This is a genomic window from Flavobacterium sediminilitoris (assembly GCF_023008245.1).
Taxonomy (GTDB): Bacteria; Bacteroidota; Bacteroidia; order Flavobacteriales; family Flavobacteriaceae; genus Flavobacterium; species Flavobacterium sediminilitoris.
Window position 1 is genome coordinate 1 of record NZ_CP090145.1, and the last position, 18,616, is coordinate 18,616.

The following is an 18,616-nucleotide window of genomic DNA, read 5'->3' on the forward strand; positions in this document are numbered from 1 at the left end:
ATGGATAAAACTGCGCAATCGGTATGGAAAAATTGTCTGCTATTCATAAAGGATAACATTCAGGAGCAAGCCTACAAAACATGGTTTGAACCCATACAGTCGGTTGACTTAAATGACAATGCGCTTTCTATTCAGGTTCCTAGTAAATTCTTTTATGAATGGCTAGAAGAACACTATGTTAAACTTTTAAAAGTTGCACTTACTAAAGAACTTGGTCCAAGTGCAAAATTATTATATAAAATTAGAATGGAAAATACCTATGGTAATAAACTTCCATTCACTGAACAAATTCCTAGTAACAATAGACAACCTGTAAAAACACAAGAAGTAGATGTACCTATAGTTCAGAAAAACCCTGAATTGAAAAATCCTTTTATTATTCCTGGTATTAGAAATATTAATATTGATTCTCAATTAAATGCTAATTATAGCTTCGATAATTTCCTTGAGGGAGATTCTAATCGTTTAGCTAGAAGTGCTGGTTTAGCTGTTGCAAACAAACCTGGAGGAACATCATTTAACCCTTTATTAATTTTTGGAGGAGTTGGATTAGGAAAAACGCATTTAGCACATGCAATAGGTGTAGAGATTAAAGATAAATTTCCTGAAAAAACTGTTTTATATATTTCAGCAGAAATTTTTACACAACAATATATAGATTCTGTTAAAAAGAATACTAGAAATGATTTTATTCACTTCTATCAATTAATTGATGTTTTAATAATTGATGATGTACAATTCTTATCTGGAAAAACAGGAACACAAGATGTATTCTTTCACATATTCAATCATTTACATCAAAATGGTAAGCAAGTTATCTTAACATCAGATAAAGCACCTGTTGATATGCAAGATATTGAACAACGTTTATTATCACGCTTCAAATGGGGATTATCAGCAGAGTTGCATCAACCTGATTATGAAACTCGTATTTCTATCTTAAAAAATATCTTATTTAGAGATGGTGTTGAAATGCCTGAAGATATTATAGAATATGTCGCAAAAAATATAAAATCTAATGTTCGCGAATTAGAAGGTGCTATTATTTCATTAATTGCTCAATCTTCTTTCAATAAAAGAGAAGTTACTATTGAACTTGCAAAACAAGTTGTAGAAAAATTTGTTAAGAATGTTAAACGAGAAATCTCTATTGACTATATACAAAAAGTAGTTTCTGATTATTTCCAATTAGATATTGAAACATTACAATCTAAAACAAGAAAAAGACATGTTGTACAAGCACGTCAGTTAGCTATGTTTTTTGCTAAGAAATATACAAAGTCATCATTAGCAAATATTGGAAACCAAATTGGAGATAGAGATCATGCCACTGTTTTACATGCATGTAAGACGGTTGATAATTTAGTTACTACAGATAAACAATTTCGCAAATTTGTAGATGATATAAATAAAAAGTTGTCATTATAAAATGAGTACAAAAATCTTAATGGTTTGCTTAGGTAATATTTGTCGTTCACCTCTTGCTGAAGGCATATTACAAAGTAAGTTGCCAAAAGATCAATTTATTATAGACTCTGCCGGAACAGGTGGTTGGCATGCGGGTCAATTACCTGATAAACGTTCGATAGAAACTGCAAAAAAACACGGAATAGACATAACAAATCAAAGAGCTAGACAGTTTAAGTTAACTGATTTTGAAGATTTTGATTATATTTATACAATGGATATATCTAACTACAAAAACATCTTATCTCTTGCTCCAAGTGAGATGGCAAAATCAAAAGTAAAACTTATCTTAAACGAACTTTTCCCTAATAAAAACATAGAAGTTCCTGATCCATATTATGGTGGACAAGATGGTTTTGAAGAAGTATTTAAAATGCTCGATGAAGCTTGTAATGTTATTGTGAAAAAATTATAGTATTCTCTTTCTATTTTACATTCATATTATCTAAAATTAAAACTAAAAGCTTTACCCATTTTTCTATTTACGGAAAACCGTAAAGAAAAACTATTGATTTTAAATAGATTAGCAATAAAAAATGCTAAAAAAATCTATATTACTCGAAAACAAAGCTTCTATTAACACTAAAAATATCCAACTTATAATAAAATCGGAAAGTAGAGAAAGTACTATTCCTATTGAAGATATTGGTTTTATAGTAATTGATAATCCTGAAATTTATATTAGCATTCCTGCATTAAATTTACTCATTGAGAACAATACTTCTGTAATCATCTGTAATACAAATCATTTACCAAATGGAATGTTTTTAAATCTAAATAGTCATCATGTACAACAAGAAATTTTCAAACAACAAATTAACGCTAGCATTCCATTAAAAAAGCAACTTTGGCAACAAACTATTATTGAGAAAATAAATAATCAAGGTATTCTACTGTCACACATCACAGAAAAATCAAATCATTTTTCTTACTTAGCATCAAAAGTATTAAGTGGAGACACTACAAATATGGAAGGTGTTGCAGCTAGTTTTTACTGGAAAACCTTTTTTGACGCAAAGAACAGTAAATCATCTAAATTTAAGAGAGAACGTTTTGGCGATTACCCTAACAATTTTCTTAACTATGGTTATGCTATCTTAAGAGCAGCAACTGCTAGAGCTTTATCAGGTAGTGGATTATTAAATACACTTGGCATACATCATAAAAGCAAATACAATGCTTTTGCATTGGCAGATGATATAATAGAACCTTTTTAAACCTGTTGTAGATGAAAATCTTTAGTCCTGCTTCGGTGGGACTTTTTTTGTATTTTTGCAAAAATTAAACAAATAATCGATGAACACTTCTTTTGGCAAACTATACTTAATTCCTTGTACATTGTCTAATCCTGGTGAAACAACTGTAGTTCCTGAGGATGTTTTACCTCATACTGTAAAAAGAGCTATTGATTTTATTGATTATTATATTGTTGAAAATGAAAAAACAGCCCGTAGGTTTATAAAAAGTATTCATCCTGAGAAAAAACAACCAGAATTAAATATTTCTGTTTTGAATAAGCATACTGAAATAGCTGAGCACTATGATTTTATCAAACCTTTATTAAATGGTAAAAGCATCGGTTTATTAAGTGAGTCTGGATGTCCAGGTATTGCCGATCCTGGAGCAGTAATTGTAAAATTAGCCCATGAAAAAGGTATTCAAGTAGTGCCATTAGTTGGACCTAGTTCTATTTTGCTAGCCTTAATGGCAAGTGGCATGAATGGACAAAGTTTTGCTTTTAACGGATATTTACCTATTGATGCCCATGAGAAGAAGAATGAGCTTAAACATTTTGAGCGTTTATCACAAGAAAGAAATCAATCGCAATTATTTATAGAAACTCCTTATAGGAACAATAAATTACTAGAAGATTTAATTCAAATATTACAGCCTTCTACACATTTATGCATTGCTTGTGATATTACTTTACCTACAGAATATATTAAAACTAAAACTATAAAAGAGTGGAAAAAAGACAAGGTCGACTTACATAAGCGACCTTGCATTTTTATTATTCACAAAATGTAAAATATTAACTTAATTTAACTTTTGCATTTCTATTTGCTGGGATATGAGAAACGTCATATCCTCCAAATTTCTTAATGTAACTTCTTAATGAAGTTCCAAAACCATCTTTGAATCCGTTTCTTCCATTACTTCTCAGGTATTTTTTAACTGATCCTGCTCCACCTAAATGTGCAGCTGCTAATAATCCTGATTCTGTAATCTTTACTCCGTTAATTACTCTACCGCAATATTTTTCAATTTCCTTTCTTAACTCCCACTTATTTTTAGCTAATAAAGCTTTAAAAGCTTTATCTTGCCAATCAGCGTTTCTTAAAAATTCTTGAAAATCATAAATTCCAATAGAGCGTAATGTACTCTTTCCAAATTGGTATCTCCCCATGTATCCATAAGGATTAACCATTGTTAGAATACCTCGAGATTCTTTAAATGCTAGTGCTTGTTTAAAGCCTACAAAAGTTTTTCCCACATAAGGAACAGCAATCTCTTTATTTACTGTTTCAGTTTCGATTTCATCCTCATTTTCACTTCTTACGTGATAGGAAACTATTTCGTTTTCCTCTAAATGAAATCCTTCTACTTTTTCAGTTTCAAAAGAATTGAATCCTGATGAAACTAATACTACTAGGACGGTCAATCCTAAAAAATATGAACCTTTTCTTACCATAAATTACCATTTCTCAGGAACTGTCACTTCACTGAAATTTGCGAGGGCAAAGATACGTAAAATTTTATAATATTGATTTGCAAGGTGTTAAACTTTTCTAAAAACATTTTTTATCATGTTTCAGCCCTTTAAAATTAACCCTTTAGAAAAAATATAGTTCTAAAATTTTATATCTAATTAGGACATAAAATCACATAATATGTTTGAACATTATCTATTAATTCCAAGTTTATTTACCCATTCACTATATTTTCTTGCATTAATTTGATGTTGGGTATAATTTGATGCAAATGCATGATATCCTGGATTATCTGGACTAGCACAAAAATATAAATAATCGTGTTTTTCAGCGTTTAAAACAGCATCTATAGCTGAAATATCAGGCATTGTAATTGGTCCTGGTGGCAAACCTAAATTTATATAAGTATTATATGGAGATATTATTTTTAAATCATCATATAATACTCTTTTTATAACTTGATCAAAATCGCCTGTTTTACTTTTAATAGCATAAATAATAGTTGGATCTGCTTGTAATGGCATTCCTGTTGTTAATCTATTTAAATAAACACCTGCAACCCTTGGTCTTTCACTTACTTTAGCTGTTTCTTTATGTACAATTGAAGCCAAAACTGAAACTTCAATAGGCGTTAAATCATGGTTCAATGCTTTCAATTTTCTTTCATTATTCCAAAATTTTCTATACTCCTTTGCCATTTTATCTGCTACTTTTGTTGCTGATGTATTCCAATAAAATTCATATGTATTAGGGATGAACATAGCCAAAATATTCTCTTCAGAAAAATCATTTTCAGCTAAAAAATCTGGATTCGTAAAAGCTTGTATAAAAGCGAGACTATCTGGTTCAGTTTGAGAAGCTAATCGTTGTGCCAATTTCCCAATACTTTCTTGATTATTAAAAGCTACTTTCACAGGAATATTATAACGTAACGCTCTTATAATATCAAAATTTGTCATTCCTTCTTTTAACAAAAATTTACCTGCTTTTATATTTTGAGCGTATTTTCTATTTGTTGCTACAAAATCGAAATTATTACTATCTTTTAAATATGGACTTAACAGTTCTTTAACCTCTTCATAATTAGCATTTGTAGGAATATAAACATATACTTCTTTTTCTGAAAATTTCGTATTTGGTACAAATGCTTTATTATAAACATAATATGATACTATTGCAGCAACTACTATTCCTATTATTGCTACAAAAGCAATGATTCTTTTTAAATTCAATTTTATCGATTTATTGATTATTAATTAACTGAAATATTAGCTCGTCGTGATAAATTCCATTCACTTTATTCCAGTCTTTTTTTATTCCTATTTTTTCAAACCCAAATTTAGAAAAAAGTTGCAGACTATGTTCATTTTCAATTCCAATATTTGCATAAAGCTGATGTAATTGCAATTGCTTAAATGAATAATCAATTAATAACGCTAATGCTTCAGTACCTATTCCTTTTGATCTGTTCTCAATATTCTGAATTAAAATTCCAATTCCTGCACGATTATTTTTGGGATCAAAATCAAATAAGTCAATTAATCCAATTGCACTAGTAGTATCGTTTAAACAAACTACCAAACGAAGTTGTTTTGCTTCATAAATATCTTGATGAGCATTTTCTAAATATTGTCGAATTAAAAAACGACTATAAGGCACTTGCGTATTACTAATTTCCCAGATAGATTCATCATTCTCTATTACATAGACAAACTCTAAATCTTCTGGTTCAAGAGCTCTTAAATGAATTGTATTTCCTTTTAATGTTACCAATTATTTTAACTTAAATTACATTTAAACTTCAATAGTTCCTTTAAAAACAAGAATAGCAGGTCCTATAAGAAATACGTTTGTAAATTTTCCATTCTCTTCTTTAAAACGAACCTCTAAATCTCCTCCTTCAACCTGAAGTTTTACATTATTAGAGTTGGTTTTTTGAGTTTTATACATTCCTATTGCTACAGCAGTTACACCTGTTCCGCATGATAAAGTTTCATCCTCTACTCCTCTTTCATAGGTACGAACTGCAAATTTGTCACTGTCAATTTGTTTCACAAAATTAATATTACTTCCTTCTTTACCATATAAATCAGAATAACGAATTTTAGCACCAATATTCTTAACATCAAAATTTTCTAGATTTTCAACCAATTCAACATGATGTGGAGAACCTGTATCTAAAAAAATATATCCTTCATTTAATGTCACATTTGACACATCTTTCATTTGTAATGATACTATATTATCACTACTAATTGTTGCATAATGGTAACCATCAATAGCTTCAAATGTTGCTTCATCTTTCACAATATCTAATTGTTTCGCAAATGCGACTAAACATCTACCACCATTACCACACATACTACTTTCATTCCCATCTGCATTATAATAGACCATTTTAAAATCATACTTATCATGATTCTCTAACAAAATAAGTCCGTCAGCACCTATGCCAAATTTTCTATCACATAATTTTGCAACAAGTTTGGTATTATTTTTGGGAAATGTACTTTGACGGTTATCAATCATAACAAAATCATTTCCTGTTCCTTGATATTTGTAAAATATAAGACTCATGTTCCTTTTTTTAATTAGAACAAAGATAAAATAAGATTATAAGATACAATTCTATAATCTTCAAAATATTTTAATTTTCCAGCTTCAATTATTAAAAAGATGTTAAACATTGTTAAGCGAGCGTTAAACTGATTTTTTGTTAATTTTTTGTATTTAACTTTACAATGAAAATAAATTATTAAATTATTATGAAAAGATTAGGAAGTATATTTTTAGTATCATTATTAAGTGGTGCCATTACATTAGGCGCATATAAATTTTTTATTGAACCTAAAAATGGATCAACAATTACTGTAGCGCCAAACTACGCAAGAAATGTTAGCCTAGGTTCTGAAAATATTAATTTTACTGATGCTGCGGAAAGCACCATTCATAGTGTTGTACACGTAAAAAACATGACAAATCAACGCATTTATAGAGATCCATTAGAGTTTATTTTCGGAATGAGGGGCGGAACTGAAAGACAAATGCAAGTAGGAACAGGCTCAGGAGTTATCATTTCCGAAGATGGCTATATTGTTACTAATAATCACGTAATTGATAATGCGAGCGAACTTGAAGTTACTTTAAATAACAACAAAAGCTACAAAGCAAAACTAATTGGTACCGATTCTAAAATGGATATTGCATTAATTAAAATTGATGCTGACGAAAAGTTACCTTATATTATATTTGGAGATTCCGAAAGTGTTAAAGTAGGCGAATGGGTTCTTGCTGTTGGTAATCCATATAATTTAACATCAACTGTAACAGCAGGAATCATATCTGCAAAAGCACGTGACTTAAGCAATGAAGGATTACAATCATTTATTCAAACTGATGCTGCTGTAAATCCTGGAAATAGTGGTGGTGCTTTAGTAAACACTCGTGGTGAGCTTATAGGAATTAACACTATGATTTCCTCTCCTACTGGAAGTTATACAGGATATTCTTTTGCTGTTCCTTCAAATATTACTAGAAAAATTATTGAAGATTTAATGCAGTTTGGTAATGTTCAAAGAGGAATATTAGGTGTTGAAGGTCGTGAATTAAATAGTACATTTGCAGAAGAAATTGGTTCTAAACAATCACGAGGATTCTATATTGAAGGTGTTACAAAAAAATCTGGAGCTGAAAAAGCAGGCTTAAAATCAGGAGATGTAATCATTGAATTAGATAATAAAAAAATCAATGGTTTCTCTGAATTAACGTCATATATCAATACAAAACGTCCAGACGAAGTTGTAAATGTAACCGTAATTAGAGATGGTAATGAAAAAACGATTCCTGTTAAACTTACAAAAAAAGAGCTTTTAATTTATGAATTTAACGGAGTTGAATTTGAAGATATTTCTTCAAACGATAAAAAACAATTCAAGATAGATTCAGGTGTTAAAATAAAATCAGTTAATAATGAAGAAATTATAGACTATGCAACAGAATTAGAAGGTAGTATTATTCTAAGTGTAGATGGAAGAAAAGTAGACGACATTGAAAAATTAACTCGCTACTTAAAAAGTAAAAAAAGTCCTAAATCTCAATATAGAATCATTACGAAAAAAGGACAACTAATTCAGGCTATTTTTTAATTTTAAAAATAATAATACTAAACCAGTCTAAATACGGACTGGTTTTTTTATTCACAAAAATCACAAAAAATTTCACGAAAACGTTTGAAAACTATATTTTTGTATAAATTTTTCAAAACAACACAATTATATTTTTTACTTCATGAGTAATAACAATTTATACGAGAAAGAACTTGCTTTTCAAGCTGATAGAAGAAAAGCATGTGTAGAGTTCATTAAGATTATTAGTGATTTATGGTACGACAAGTCTATCGAGTTAGTTTTATTTAGAAATCAACTAATTGATAGAAATGTTAGCGACATCATAAACTTACATGAATATGCTGGTGAATTTGTTGGAAAACCAATTAATGTTTTTGATTCAGTAGAAATTGCTGAAGCCATTAATAGCTTAGATTTACCACCATCAAAAATTGATATTGGAAAACTTACTTATGAATATCATTTAGAAGATGACAAATATAATGATGCTAAAGCTTTTGTAATCGATAAATTAAAGAATGCAAAAGACTATCATGAAATTAAACCTAAAGATGTCGTTCTTTATGGTTTTGGTCGTATTGGCCGATTATTAGCTCGTGAAATGATGAGCAAAATAGGAAAAGGACAACAGTTACGATTAAGAGCAATTGTTACTCGTGATAAAAATGATGCAACTTTAATAGAAAAAAGAGCTTCATTATTACGCTATGACTCTGTTCATGGAGATTTCGAAGGTTCTGTTCAAGCTGACCCAGAAAATAGCGCTTTAATTGTTAACGGAACAACTGTTCATCTTATTACAGCAAACTCTCCAGAAGAAATTGATTATACACAATATGGTATTGAAGACGCTTTAGTGATCGACAATACAGGTGCTTTCACAACAGAAGAAGCACTACAACGTCATTTAGTTTCTAAAGGAGTTAAGAAAGTATTATTAACTGCTCCAGGAAAAGGAGTTCCAAATATTGTTTATGGAGTAAATCATAAAGAATTTAATCCTGACGAAACTAATATTTACTCTGCAGCTTCTTGTACTACAAATGCTATTACCCCTATTTTAAAAGTAGTTGAAGATACTTTAGGAGTTGTTAAAGGACATATTGAAACAATACACGCATATACTAACGACCAAAATTTGGTTGATAATATGCACAAAAAATACAGAAGAGGTCGTTCAGCAGCTTTAAACATGGTAATCACAGAAACTGGAGCTGGAAGCGCGGTTGCAAAAGCACTACCTAATTTAGCTGGAAAACTAACTTCAAATGCTATCCGTGTTCCTGTTCCAAATGGATCACTAGTAGTTTTAAACTTAGAAGTTAACAAAGAAACTTCTGTTGATGAGTTAAATAATATTATGAAAAAATATGCTCTTGAAGGAAATCTTGTTGAGCAAATTAAATATTCATTAAATAATGAATTAGTTTCTTCTGATATAGTAGGCACACCTGCTCCATCAATTTATGATAGCAATGCTACAATTGTTTCCGCAGATGGAAAAAACATTGTTATGTATGTATGGTATGACAATGAATATGGTTATAGTCACCAAGTAATAAGATTAGCTAAATATATTTCTAAAGTAAGAAGATATACTTACTATTAGTAGATACAAATATTTAAATCAAAAGCGCGCTCAATAGATTATTGAGCGCGCTTTTTTTATAGTTAATAATCGGTTAATTTTCTACTACTTTTAAAAATGTTAAGTGTTTGATAACTAAAATTTTCAACATAGTAAATGTCAAGTTCTGCTATTATAAACTATTCATTTATTAATCAAATATTAAAACAAACTTATAATTATTCTTTTCAAGACAATGTTAGATGACTAACATTTCTTTCTTTTTAATAGTTTTACTTTACAAATAGTATTTTCACTTTTAAAATCTAACTAAAAATGGAGAAGAATAACAAATTAAAAATTGCAATAGCACAAATTTCACCTGTTTGGTTAAACAAGCAAAAAACTATTAAAAAAATTAAAAAGACAATAGAAGAAGCAGGTAAAAACAAATGTGAACTAATTGTTTTTGGAGAATCTTTTTTACCTGGCTATCCTTTTTGGCTTTCCATTACAAATGGGGCTACTTTTAACAATTCTCAACAAAAAGAGATTCATGCACATTATGTAAAAAACTCAATTCAAATAGAAATTGGAGAATTAGATACTATATGCGAATTGGCAAAAAAGTACAAAATTGCAATTTATCTAGGGTTAATGGAACGTGCAAAAAACCGTGGAGGTCATAGCATTTATTGTTCATTAGTATACATTAATTCTTTGGGAAAAATAAAATCTATACATCGAAAATTACAACCTACATTTGAAGAACGATTAACTTGGGCAATGGGTGACGGTAATGGACTACAAGTACATGAATTAAAAAACTTTACTGTTGGCGGACTGAATTGCTGGGAAAATTGGATGCCATTAGCTAGAACTGCTTTGTATGGAATGGGAGAAAATCTTCATATTGCTGTTTGGCCAGGATCAGAGAACAATACGGCTGATATTACAAAATTCATTGCAAAAGAATCTCGTTCTTTTGTTGTTTCTGTATCTGGTTTAATGAAAAAAGAAAACTTTCCCGAAGATACTCCTCATTTAAACAAAATACTTGAAAATTGTCCTGACGTATTAGCAAATGGCGGCTCTTGTATCGCCGGACCAGATGGAGAATGGATTATTGCTCCTGTTATCAATAAAGAAGGATTAATAATTGCCGATATAGATTTTCAAAAAGTATTAGAGGAAAGACAAAATTTTGATTGTGTTGGACATTATTCCAGACCTGATGTAACAAAACTAATTATAAATAGAGAACGACAATCGATTATTCAAATTATAGATTAAAAAATAGTAAGGATTTCTTGAAACTTTTATTTTTAGTCTAACTACTTCTTAGAATAATTTCCTTTCTATTAAAATTTAAATATTCTTCTTCTTTTAATTCATTAAGTAAAATATTTAATGTAGGTCTAGAAGTACCTATTAATGCTGCAATTTCTTTTTGAGTATAAGGATGTTTTATCACAATATCCCCAGAAACTTGATTTTTATACCCAAAATCTTCTGCCATTTCTTTTACATATTCTTTAAGCCTAGTTTTTGTGTCTTTAAAAAGCAACAATTGAAGTCTTCTTTCTAGTTTTTTAAACCTAAAACCAATAAACTTATATATCTTCAAACTGAATTCTCTATTTTCTCTTAATAACTCTATCATTAAATCAGATGTAATAGGACAAACAGTAGTGTTATCTTCAATTGCTTGTGCAAATTCATTTCTTTTATCTTCACCTAAGATTGCTTTCTCTCCAAAAATTTCTCCTCTAGACAAAATAGCTAAAATAATTTCATCCCCTTCTTCTGTTACGTAACCTATCTTGATTTTTCCTGAACTAATTAAATAAATCTTATCCGCACTGTCATCTTCAAAATAAACATAATCATTTTTATTGAAATCATTAAACTGATGAGTCTTTTTATACTCTTTAAAATTATGTGGGCACAATATTCCGAATAGATTAACATCTTCAAAAAACCAAAGTGAATTCATATTTAATTTATTTATTCAAAGTTAAACATTTTAACAAAACAATCATAAATAACAATACCTCAATACTTTAACAAAATACACATTATAGTTGTAAAATATTAACTATAACAGTAATTATCTTTGATAATAAACTCAAAAACAAACAATTATAATTTTAAAAAACAAACAACTTTATGAAAAAAAAAATACTACTCATTTTAATCCTTACCTACTTTCCTTTACTAGCTCAAGTAGGAATAGGAACATCATCACCTACAAAAGAATTAGATGTAAATGGAGAATTTAGAGTCAGAACAATTCCATTAACAACTAACGAACCAGCAGCAAAAGATTCTGTCTTAGTGGTAGACAATTTAGGAAACCTCAAAAGAATATCTTCCCAAAATATTGTTAATAGTTACCTTAAATCTGCTATAAAAGGCTCTTTTTCTACTAGTTCTACAGTAAGTTTAAATCTTATATCTAACAAAGTAAAAATCCCTTTTGACAATGCCGAATTTGATGTAAACTCTGAGTTCAATACCACTACAAATAGCTTTGTTGCTAAACAAAATGGAATTTATTCTATCAAAGTACAAATAAAATCAACTTCAGCAGTAGGTGCGGCTACAAACTTTGGTGTTGCTATTGTAAAAAACGGAACTGTAGTTTCTCAAAACAGTTATGCAAATCTTAGCGTATTAAGCATTAATGTAACACCACCTATTAGAAGTTCAGAAACACTTGTTTCATTGGCTGCTGGAGACGACATTACATTTAATATTGTAAGCGATTTACTTAATGTCAGCATTCTAGGAACAAGTGAAGATTGCTATTTTACTATTCAACAAATTAGATAAATTATTAATTCTTTATTTCAACAAAAAAGCGCTCAATTGAGCGCTTTCATATTTATTATTTATTATAAATTAAGCTTTTCCAGCAGCTATTAAGTTTAATGCAGAACCTGCTTTAAACCATTCTATCTGCCCTTCATTATATGTATGATTAGCCAAAATTACATCTTTAGATCCATCAGCATGAACAAATTCTAATGTTAAAGGTTTTCCTGGTGCAAAAGAAGTTAAGTCTAAAAAGTTAACTGTATCATCTTCTTGAATTCTATCATAATCTGCTTCGTTAGCAAATGTTAATCCTAACATACCTTGTTTTTTAAGGTTTGTTTCATGAATACGTGCAAATGATTTTACCAAAACAGCAGTAACTCCTAAGAAACGAGGCTCCATTGCTGCATGCTCACGAGAAGAACCTTCTCCGTAATTATGATCTCCTACAACAATTGAATCAACACCAGCAGCTTTATATGCTCTTGCAACAGCAGGAACTGCATCATAATCGCCTGTTAGTTGATTCTTAACTTTATTTGTTTGTTGATTGAATGCATTTACTGCTCCAATCAGCATATTATTTGAAATATTATCTAAATGTCCACGGAAACGTAACCATGGTCCTGCCATAGAAATATGATCTGTTGTACATTTACCAAATGCTTTTATTAACAATTTAGCCCCTGTAATATTTTCACCATTCCATGGTTTAAAAGGCTCCAACAACTGTAGTCTTTCCGACGTAGGAGAAACTACAACTTCTACAGATGATCCATCGGCTGCTGGTGCTTGAAAACCTGCATCTTCTACATCAAATCCTTTGTTTGGTAATTCATCTCCTTTTGGAGGATTTAACCTAACTTCTTCTCCTTTATCATTTAACAAAGCGTCTGTTAAAGGATTAAAATCTAATCTTCCTGAAATTGCTAAAGCAGCAACCATTTCTGGTGATGTTACAAAAGCATGTGTATTTGGGTTACCATCTGCACGTTTAGAGAAGTTTCTATTAAACGAGTGAACAATAGTATTCTTCTCTTCTTTATCAGCTCCTTCTCTATCCCACTGTCCAATACATGGCCCACAAGCATTTGTAAATACTTTAGTTCCCATTTTTTCGAAAGTAGCAATAATTCCATCTCTTTCAATTGTATAGCGAATTTGCTCTGAACCTGGGTTAATTCCAAATTCAGCTTTTGGAGAAATTCCATGAGCAACTGCTTGTTCTACAATTGAAGCTGCACGAGACATATCTTCATAAGATGAGTTTGTACAAGATCCTATTAATCCCCATTCCACTTTTACTGGCCAACCATTAGCAGCTGCTTCCTCTTTCATTTTTGAAACTGGAGTACCTCTATCTGGTGTAAAAGGACCATTGATATGTGGTTCTAATTCCGATAAATTGATTTCAATTAATTGATCAAAATACTGTTCTGGATTAGCATATACTTCTTTGTCTGCTGTTAAATATTCAGCTACTTTATCTGCTGCATTTACTACATCTTGACGATCCGTTGCTGCTAAGTATCTACGCATTGAATCATCGTATCCAAAAGTTGAAGTTGTAGCTCCAATTTCTGCTCCCATGTTACAAATTGTTCCTTTTCCAGTACATGACATTGATTCTGCACCTTCTCCAAAATATTCAACAATAGCTCCAGTTCCACCTTTTACAGTAAGAATATCAGCTACTTTTAAGATAACGTCTTTAGGAGCAGTCCATCCATTTAATTTACCTGTTAATTTAACTCCGATTAATTTTGGAAACTTTAATTCCCAAGACATTCCAGACATTACATCAACAGCATCAGCACCACCAACACCAATAGCTAACATTCCTAATCCTCCTGCATTAACTGTATGAGAATCGGTACCAATCATCATTCCACCTGGGAAGGCATAATTTTCTAAAACGATTTGATGAATAATTCCTGAACCTGGCTTCCAAAACCCAATCCCATATTTATTAGAAACTGAAGATAAGAAATCGAAAACTTCACTTGATTGTGACTTTGCGCGTGTTAAATCTGCATCTGCTCCTACTTTTGCTTGGATCAAGTGATCACAATGCACTGTTGTAGGCACAGCTACCGTTTTTTTACCTGCATGCATAAACTGTAATAACGCCATTTGAGCTGTTGCATCTTGACATGCTACTCTATCTGGAGCAAAATCCACATAGTCTTTTCCTCTTGTAAATGCTTGTGAAGGTGTTTTCTCCCACAAATGCGAATATAAAATCTTTTCAGACAATGTAAGTGGACGACCTACTAACTCACGTGCTTTATCAACACGTTCCGCCATAGTTGCATACACTTTTTCAATCATTTCTATATCGAAAGCCATACTATTATAATTTATTTTGTGATTAGTTTTAAAGTGGTACAAATTTAAGTAATCTTAACGAGATTTAAAAATTTTTAATAAAAGCATGTTTTCTGAGAAATATTATTTAAAAACATTCTATTTTACTGAAAATTATTCATTAAAACAGTCTTTTAGCTCCTTTTATTAAACAATTCTTAATTTAGAAATTAAATTTTATCAAATTCTCAAATTTTAAAGAAAAAGACTAAAAAGATAAAAACTAAAAAATAAGTTAAATTTTATTTTCCCTTAGATTTGTCATTGGTTTTTCATAGAATTTATACAATAAAAAGCTTGCTGTTATAGTTACTAATAAATAAACTATTGTAAACATATGAAGTTGTATATTAGAAAAAGAAGAGGTATCAATCCAATATTTCATTAATTGCATAACAATACAATAGTGAATTAAATATATTGAATATGATATTAGGCTAATAAACTGAACTGGTTTTACATATATACTTTTTGATGTTTTCCATTGGGATAAAACAGGTAAAAACATTGCAAAACATATTGAATTTAATGGCAAATAGAATATGTTCCAAAAATATGGATTTGTATCTATTAAAATTCTTAACGTTCCTATTCCAAGAAAAATAAATCCCATTAAAGCACATCCTATTAAGAAGAATAATTTCTTATGTTTTTCCCAAAAAGACTTATAATTATACGATATCCAAAACATTAAGAAACCTATCAAAATCGCATCTATTCTATATATAACAACCGATTTTAAAGAAAGATTCCATTGTGTCATACTTGAATTATCTGTTGTTACTGCATATACTATTTTTGTTATTAAGAAGAATAGTATTAGTATTATAATTACAGATAGAAATCGAATTGACTTGTTTTTTACTTTAATTTTCAACGAACAAAAAAGCACAATTGGCACAAGTAAATAAGTAAATTCTTCTACAGACAAACTCCATGACTCTGGAAAAAAAGGTAACATCGTAGAGCTAAAATTCTGTAAAAAAAAGAAATATCGCCACAAAGATTCCATTTCATAACCAATATAAGTAGCAACAACAATATTAATTATTAAAACTAGGTAATAATTTGGCAACGTTCTAAACCATCTTCTCTTTAAAAATATAAAAACTTCATTTATACTAAAGTTAGTGCTTGTGTATGTTTTATAAAGAATTCCTCCAATTAAAAATCCACTTAATACAAAAAAGATTTCTACACCCCAAAGTCCAAACATTTCAAATATATTAGAAATAAATCTGTTTTTTGAAGGATATATCCAAAGTATATGTGAACATAAAACCATTGTTATTGCAATGGCTCTCATTAAGTCTAATCCAAAAATTCTTTGTTTACTATTATCATTCATTATATAATTTGCTATTTTTGTTTATGATGAAAATATAATTAATGAGAAAATCAAAGATATATAAAAATTTAGGAGTTATTTTCCTAATTATTACTTTTAGTTCAGGAATTGGATACTATCAGTTATCCAAAAAGAAAAAAGCAGCAGTAAAGACTACATTACTTCACAAGCTTGGATTAGTTAGTAATGAATGGGAAATAAACAATACTTCGCAAGATTATAAGATGCTTTCTCCAACGTTTTTAGTTGATGACATTTATAAATCTATGGAAGGGCCTAGTGCATCTCGTTATATACAATTAAGTCAAGAGAATGATTTAATTTGGATTACAGGTTTTGATATAAAAGCTATTGATGCAAAATCAAATGAAAAAATATCAAATGATTTTATTTGCCACATGAATGTTAATTTAAATGACGCTAACTATTACTCTCACTGGAACTTAGAAGATCGTATTGGTAAACAATATCCAAGATTAATTTCTTTATCAAATGGTTTTATTCATTCTAATTTTCCAAAGGGTTATGGCATTCCTATAATGGGAAACGATTTCTTACATATTACTTCCCAAGCTTTAAATCATAATTATAAATCTATTTTTAAGAAAATAAAACATGAAGTTTCTATTACTCATGAAAAATATGATGGTACTCAAAAGCCTTTAATGAGTAGAACTGTTTACATTCAACTACCTTATAATAAAGAAACACCTTATAAAACATTAACTTCAGGAAGTAATCAATGTATTCCTGTGGATCCAAAATACCATAATTATACTGACAATATGGGAAACATGTTATCAGGTCATTGGATTATTCCTAAAGGAAAAAACACATATAGAAGTTCTATTAATGAACAGTTACAACTAAAGGATAGCTTACGATTGCATTATTCTGCTATTCATGTTCATCCTTTCGCAACATCTATTGCTTTGCATGATAAAACTTTGAATAAGAACATTTTTAAGAGTGAAATAACCAATTATAAAAATAAAATTGGATTACAAAATGTAGAACCATTTAGTTCAATCGAAGGTGTTTGGTTATATAATAACCATGATTATGAATTGGTTTTAGATGTAGACAATACTTCAATTACCGACGAAGACATGATGGGAAGTATGTTTTTGTTTTTTTACGACAAAGAGCTAGAAAATAAAATTAAGTAGGTGTTTTTAAACTATTTATTAAACCAAAGCTAGGTGTTTTTAAGTATAGAACATAAACAACATGTTTTTGGAATAAAATAAGATTGCGGATAATTGCTGTTTTTACTAATTGTTTCTAATAAAACCTATCATTTTCGCATTTATGAGTTTCCCAACGCTTTTTAAGAAAATCATATAGAGTACTTTCCTTTTTTAAATTATCACTTGGTTCAAATTCTCCTCCATAGTGCTCTTTACTTTTACACATAAGCATGGTTGTTCCTCTCAAAGCATATTTTACATTATCTTCATACATTATAATTTTCATTTCTCCTGGATCCATTCCACCTCGACAAATTAAAACATAAGGTAAAGTAATTTCAGATATTCCATCTTTATCAATATCCGTAATTGTTGTTGCTTTTGGAATAAAACCTGTAAACCAATCTACTCCGTAACATTTATTGTAATCATATAGTTTCCAAACTCGACTGAATTCATTTTCTGATCTTTTTTTTCGAAATAGATATGCAAAAAGTTCGGATTTGTCTTGTAACATAAAATCTGTTAAATTCTCATCATAATCTTTCCAATTAAAATGACCTGTTACTGTTTGAATGAGTATATTTTCTCCTAAAGCATCATTCCATCTTAATGCTTCCACAACTGTTCCTCTAAATTCTAGGTATTTTGGAATTTCATCGTAAAAAAGTGTGTCAATTTTAATGGATTTATCTGAATTTTCTTTATCCCAAATATTTAACCAAACATCTGGTTCAAGAGTTTTAAATTTTTCTGAATGATTTTTATTTTGTCCAAAAAACAAGCCAAATGTAAATACTAAAAATAATACTAGATTTTTTTTCATAAAATTATTTATAAAGCTAAACAGATGATGTGAAATTTACTATTGACAACAGTAAACAATTAAAATTTTTCTGGAGTAATACATGAAATCAACTTTCCTTTTTCAGTCGCCCCAATATAACCTAATCCTTTTTGATAATAAAATTTATAAATGAATAAATTCTAACCATCTCTTAAAAGCATACTAAAATAGA

17 protein-coding genes are annotated in these 18,616 nt (G+C 29.5%); 9 read left to right on the forward strand and 8 right to left on the reverse strand.

Annotated features, from left to right (window positions below; genetic code table 11):
- From dnaA to LXD69_RS00020, 4 genes are all read left to right on the forward strand, one after another.
- Entirely contained in the window at window positions 1-1,428 is a 1,428-nt protein-coding gene (gene dnaA, locus LXD69_RS00005) for a chromosomal replication initiator protein DnaA (RefSeq protein WP_045972440.1), read from the forward strand.
- Window position 1,429: 1 nt separating this feature from the next.
- Window positions 1,430-1,882: a low molecular weight protein-tyrosine-phosphatase gene (locus LXD69_RS00010; protein ID WP_246916487.1), complete on the forward strand. Its 453-nt coding sequence runs from the start codon at window positions 1,430-1,432 to the stop codon at window positions 1,880-1,882.
- A gap of 121 nt (window positions 1,883-2,003) precedes the next feature.
- Complete coding sequence (gene cas1, locus LXD69_RS00015) at window positions 2,004-2,684, forward strand: type II CRISPR-associated endonuclease Cas1 (RefSeq protein ID WP_246916489.1); 681 nt, start codon at window positions 2,004-2,006, stop codon at window positions 2,682-2,684.
- Window positions 2,685-2,763: 79 nt separating this feature from the next.
- Window positions 2,764-3,495, forward strand: coding sequence for an SAM-dependent methyltransferase (locus tag LXD69_RS00020; protein WP_246916491.1), 732 nt, complete (start codon window positions 2,764-2,766; stop codon window positions 3,493-3,495).
- Between the two features lie 4 nt (window positions 3,496-3,499).
- Here the strand turns inward: LXD69_RS00020 and LXD69_RS00025 are convergent, their stop codons facing one another.
- The 4 genes from LXD69_RS00025 to dapF form a co-directional block, all read right to left on the reverse strand.
- Window positions 3,500-4,159: a peptidoglycan-binding protein LysM gene (locus LXD69_RS00025; RefSeq protein WP_246916493.1), complete on the reverse strand. Its 660-nt coding sequence runs from the start codon at window positions 4,157-4,159 to the stop codon at window positions 3,500-3,502.
- Between the two features lie 210 nt (window positions 4,160-4,369).
- Window positions 4,370-5,410, reverse strand: coding sequence for an endolytic transglycosylase MltG (gene mltG / locus LXD69_RS00030; RefSeq protein ID WP_246916495.1), 1,041 nt, complete (start codon window positions 5,408-5,410; stop codon window positions 4,370-4,372).
- 10 nt (window positions 5,411-5,420) lie between these two features.
- Complete coding sequence (locus LXD69_RS00035) at window positions 5,421-5,951, reverse strand: GNAT family N-acetyltransferase (RefSeq protein ID WP_045972506.1); 531 nt, start codon at window positions 5,949-5,951, stop codon at window positions 5,421-5,423.
- Window positions 5,952-5,972: 21 nt separating this feature from the next.
- Window positions 5,973-6,755 carry a diaminopimelate epimerase gene (gene dapF, locus LXD69_RS00040; RefSeq protein ID WP_045972507.1) on the reverse strand — a complete coding sequence of 261 codons (783 nt, stop codon included), beginning with the start codon at window positions 6,753-6,755 and terminating at the stop codon, window positions 5,973-5,975.
- Window positions 6,756-6,943: 188 nt separating this feature from the next.
- Between dapF and LXD69_RS00045 the strand changes: the two genes are divergently transcribed.
- From LXD69_RS00045 to LXD69_RS00055, 3 genes are all read left to right on the forward strand, one after another.
- On the forward strand, window positions 6,944-8,323 hold the full coding sequence (locus LXD69_RS00045; protein ID WP_246916497.1) for a Do family serine endopeptidase: 1,380 nt from the start codon (window positions 6,944-6,946) through the stop codon (window positions 8,321-8,323).
- Between the two features lie 142 nt (window positions 8,324-8,465).
- Window positions 8,466-9,914, forward strand: coding sequence for a glyceraldehyde-3-phosphate dehydrogenase (locus LXD69_RS00050; protein WP_045972512.1), 1,449 nt, complete (start codon window positions 8,466-8,468; stop codon window positions 9,912-9,914).
- A 294-nt stretch (window positions 9,915-10,208) separates the two neighbouring features.
- On the forward strand, window positions 10,209-11,165 hold the full coding sequence (locus LXD69_RS00055) for a carbon-nitrogen hydrolase family protein (protein WP_246916499.1): 957 nt from the start codon (window positions 10,209-10,211) through the stop codon (window positions 11,163-11,165).
- Between the two features lie 37 nt (window positions 11,166-11,202).
- Here LXD69_RS00055 and LXD69_RS00060 read toward each other — a convergent pair whose 3' ends face one another.
- The gene (locus LXD69_RS00060; protein WP_045972515.1) at window positions 11,203-11,868 is read right to left on the reverse strand and encodes a Crp/Fnr family transcriptional regulator; all 666 of its coding nucleotides are present in this window, start codon (window positions 11,866-11,868) and stop codon (window positions 11,203-11,205) included.
- Window positions 11,869-12,041: 173 nt separating this feature from the next.
- Here LXD69_RS00060 and LXD69_RS00065 point away from each other — a divergent pair, with 173 nt between their 5' ends.
- Entirely contained in the window at window positions 12,042-12,707 is a 666-nt protein-coding gene (locus LXD69_RS00065; RefSeq protein WP_246916501.1) for a complement C1q domain-containing protein, read from the forward strand.
- Window positions 12,708-12,776: 69 nt separating this feature from the next.
- Here the strand turns inward: LXD69_RS00065 and LXD69_RS00070 are convergent, their stop codons facing one another.
- Complete coding sequence (locus tag LXD69_RS00070) at window positions 12,777-15,041, reverse strand: aconitate hydratase (protein ID WP_246916503.1); 2,265 nt, start codon at window positions 15,039-15,041, stop codon at window positions 12,777-12,779.
- 253 nt (window positions 15,042-15,294) lie between these two features.
- Window positions 15,295-16,407 (reverse strand): acyltransferase family protein, encoded by a 1,113-nt coding sequence (locus LXD69_RS00075; RefSeq protein ID WP_246916505.1) that lies wholly within the window; start codon window positions 16,405-16,407, stop codon window positions 15,295-15,297.
- Window positions 16,408-16,448: 41 nt separating this feature from the next.
- On the opposite strand from LXD69_RS00075, the gene LXD69_RS00080 reads away from it, so the two are divergent.
- Window positions 16,449-17,576, forward strand: coding sequence for a hypothetical protein (locus LXD69_RS00080; protein WP_246916507.1), 1,128 nt, complete (start codon window positions 16,449-16,451; stop codon window positions 17,574-17,576).
- 115 nt (window positions 17,577-17,691) lie between these two features.
- Here the strand turns inward: LXD69_RS00080 and LXD69_RS00085 are convergent, their stop codons facing one another.
- Complete coding sequence (locus LXD69_RS00085; protein ID WP_052705403.1) at window positions 17,692-18,423, reverse strand: M949_RS01915 family surface polysaccharide biosynthesis protein; 732 nt, start codon at window positions 18,421-18,423, stop codon at window positions 17,692-17,694.
- Between the last annotated feature and the right edge of the window lie 193 nt (window positions 18,424-18,616).

What these genes read in the sequence shown, in the direction of transcription:
- dnaA (WP_045972440.1), top strand. Translation starts at nt 1, where the DNA reads ATGGATAAAACTGCGCAATCGGTATGGAAAAATTGTCTGCTATTCATA.
- LXD69_RS00010 (WP_246916487.1), top strand. Translation starts at nt 1,430, where the DNA reads ATGAGTACAAAAATCTTAATGGTTTGCTTAGGTAATATTTGTCGTTCA.
- cas1 (WP_246916489.1), top strand. Translation starts at nt 2,004, where the DNA reads ATGCTAAAAAAATCTATATTACTCGAAAACAAAGCTTCTATTAACACT.
- LXD69_RS00020 (WP_246916491.1), top strand. Translation starts at nt 2,764, where the DNA reads ATGAACACTTCTTTTGGCAAACTATACTTAATTCCTTGTACATTGTCT.
- LXD69_RS00025 (WP_246916493.1), bottom strand. Translation starts at nt 4,159, where the DNA reads ATGGTAAGAAAAGGTTCATATTTTTTAGGATTGACCGTCCTAGTAGTA.
- dapF (WP_045972507.1), bottom strand. Translation starts at nt 6,755, where the DNA reads ATGAGTCTTATATTTTACAAATATCAAGGAACAGGAAATGATTTTGTT.
- LXD69_RS00045 (WP_246916497.1), top strand. Translation starts at nt 6,944, where the DNA reads ATGAAAAGATTAGGAAGTATATTTTTAGTATCATTATTAAGTGGTGCC.
- LXD69_RS00050 (WP_045972512.1), top strand. Translation starts at nt 8,466, where the DNA reads ATGAGTAATAACAATTTATACGAGAAAGAACTTGCTTTTCAAGCTGAT.
- LXD69_RS00055 (WP_246916499.1), top strand. Translation starts at nt 10,209, where the DNA reads ATGGAGAAGAATAACAAATTAAAAATTGCAATAGCACAAATTTCACCT.
- LXD69_RS00060 (WP_045972515.1), bottom strand. Translation starts at nt 11,868, where the DNA reads ATGAATTCACTTTGGTTTTTTGAAGATGTTAATCTATTCGGAATATTG.
- LXD69_RS00065 (WP_246916501.1), top strand. Translation starts at nt 12,042, where the DNA reads ATGAAAAAAAAAATACTACTCATTTTAATCCTTACCTACTTTCCTTTA.
- LXD69_RS00070 (WP_246916503.1), bottom strand. Translation starts at nt 15,041, where the DNA reads ATGGCTTTCGATATAGAAATGATTGAAAAAGTGTATGCAACTATGGCG.
- LXD69_RS00075 (WP_246916505.1), bottom strand. Translation starts at nt 16,407, where the DNA reads ATGAATGATAATAGTAAACAAAGAATTTTTGGATTAGACTTAATGAGA.
- LXD69_RS00080 (WP_246916507.1), top strand. Translation starts at nt 16,449, where the DNA reads ATGAGAAAATCAAAGATATATAAAAATTTAGGAGTTATTTTCCTAATT.
- LXD69_RS00085 (WP_052705403.1), bottom strand. Translation starts at nt 18,423, where the DNA reads ATGAAAAAAAATCTAGTATTATTTTTAGTATTTACATTTGGCTTGTTT.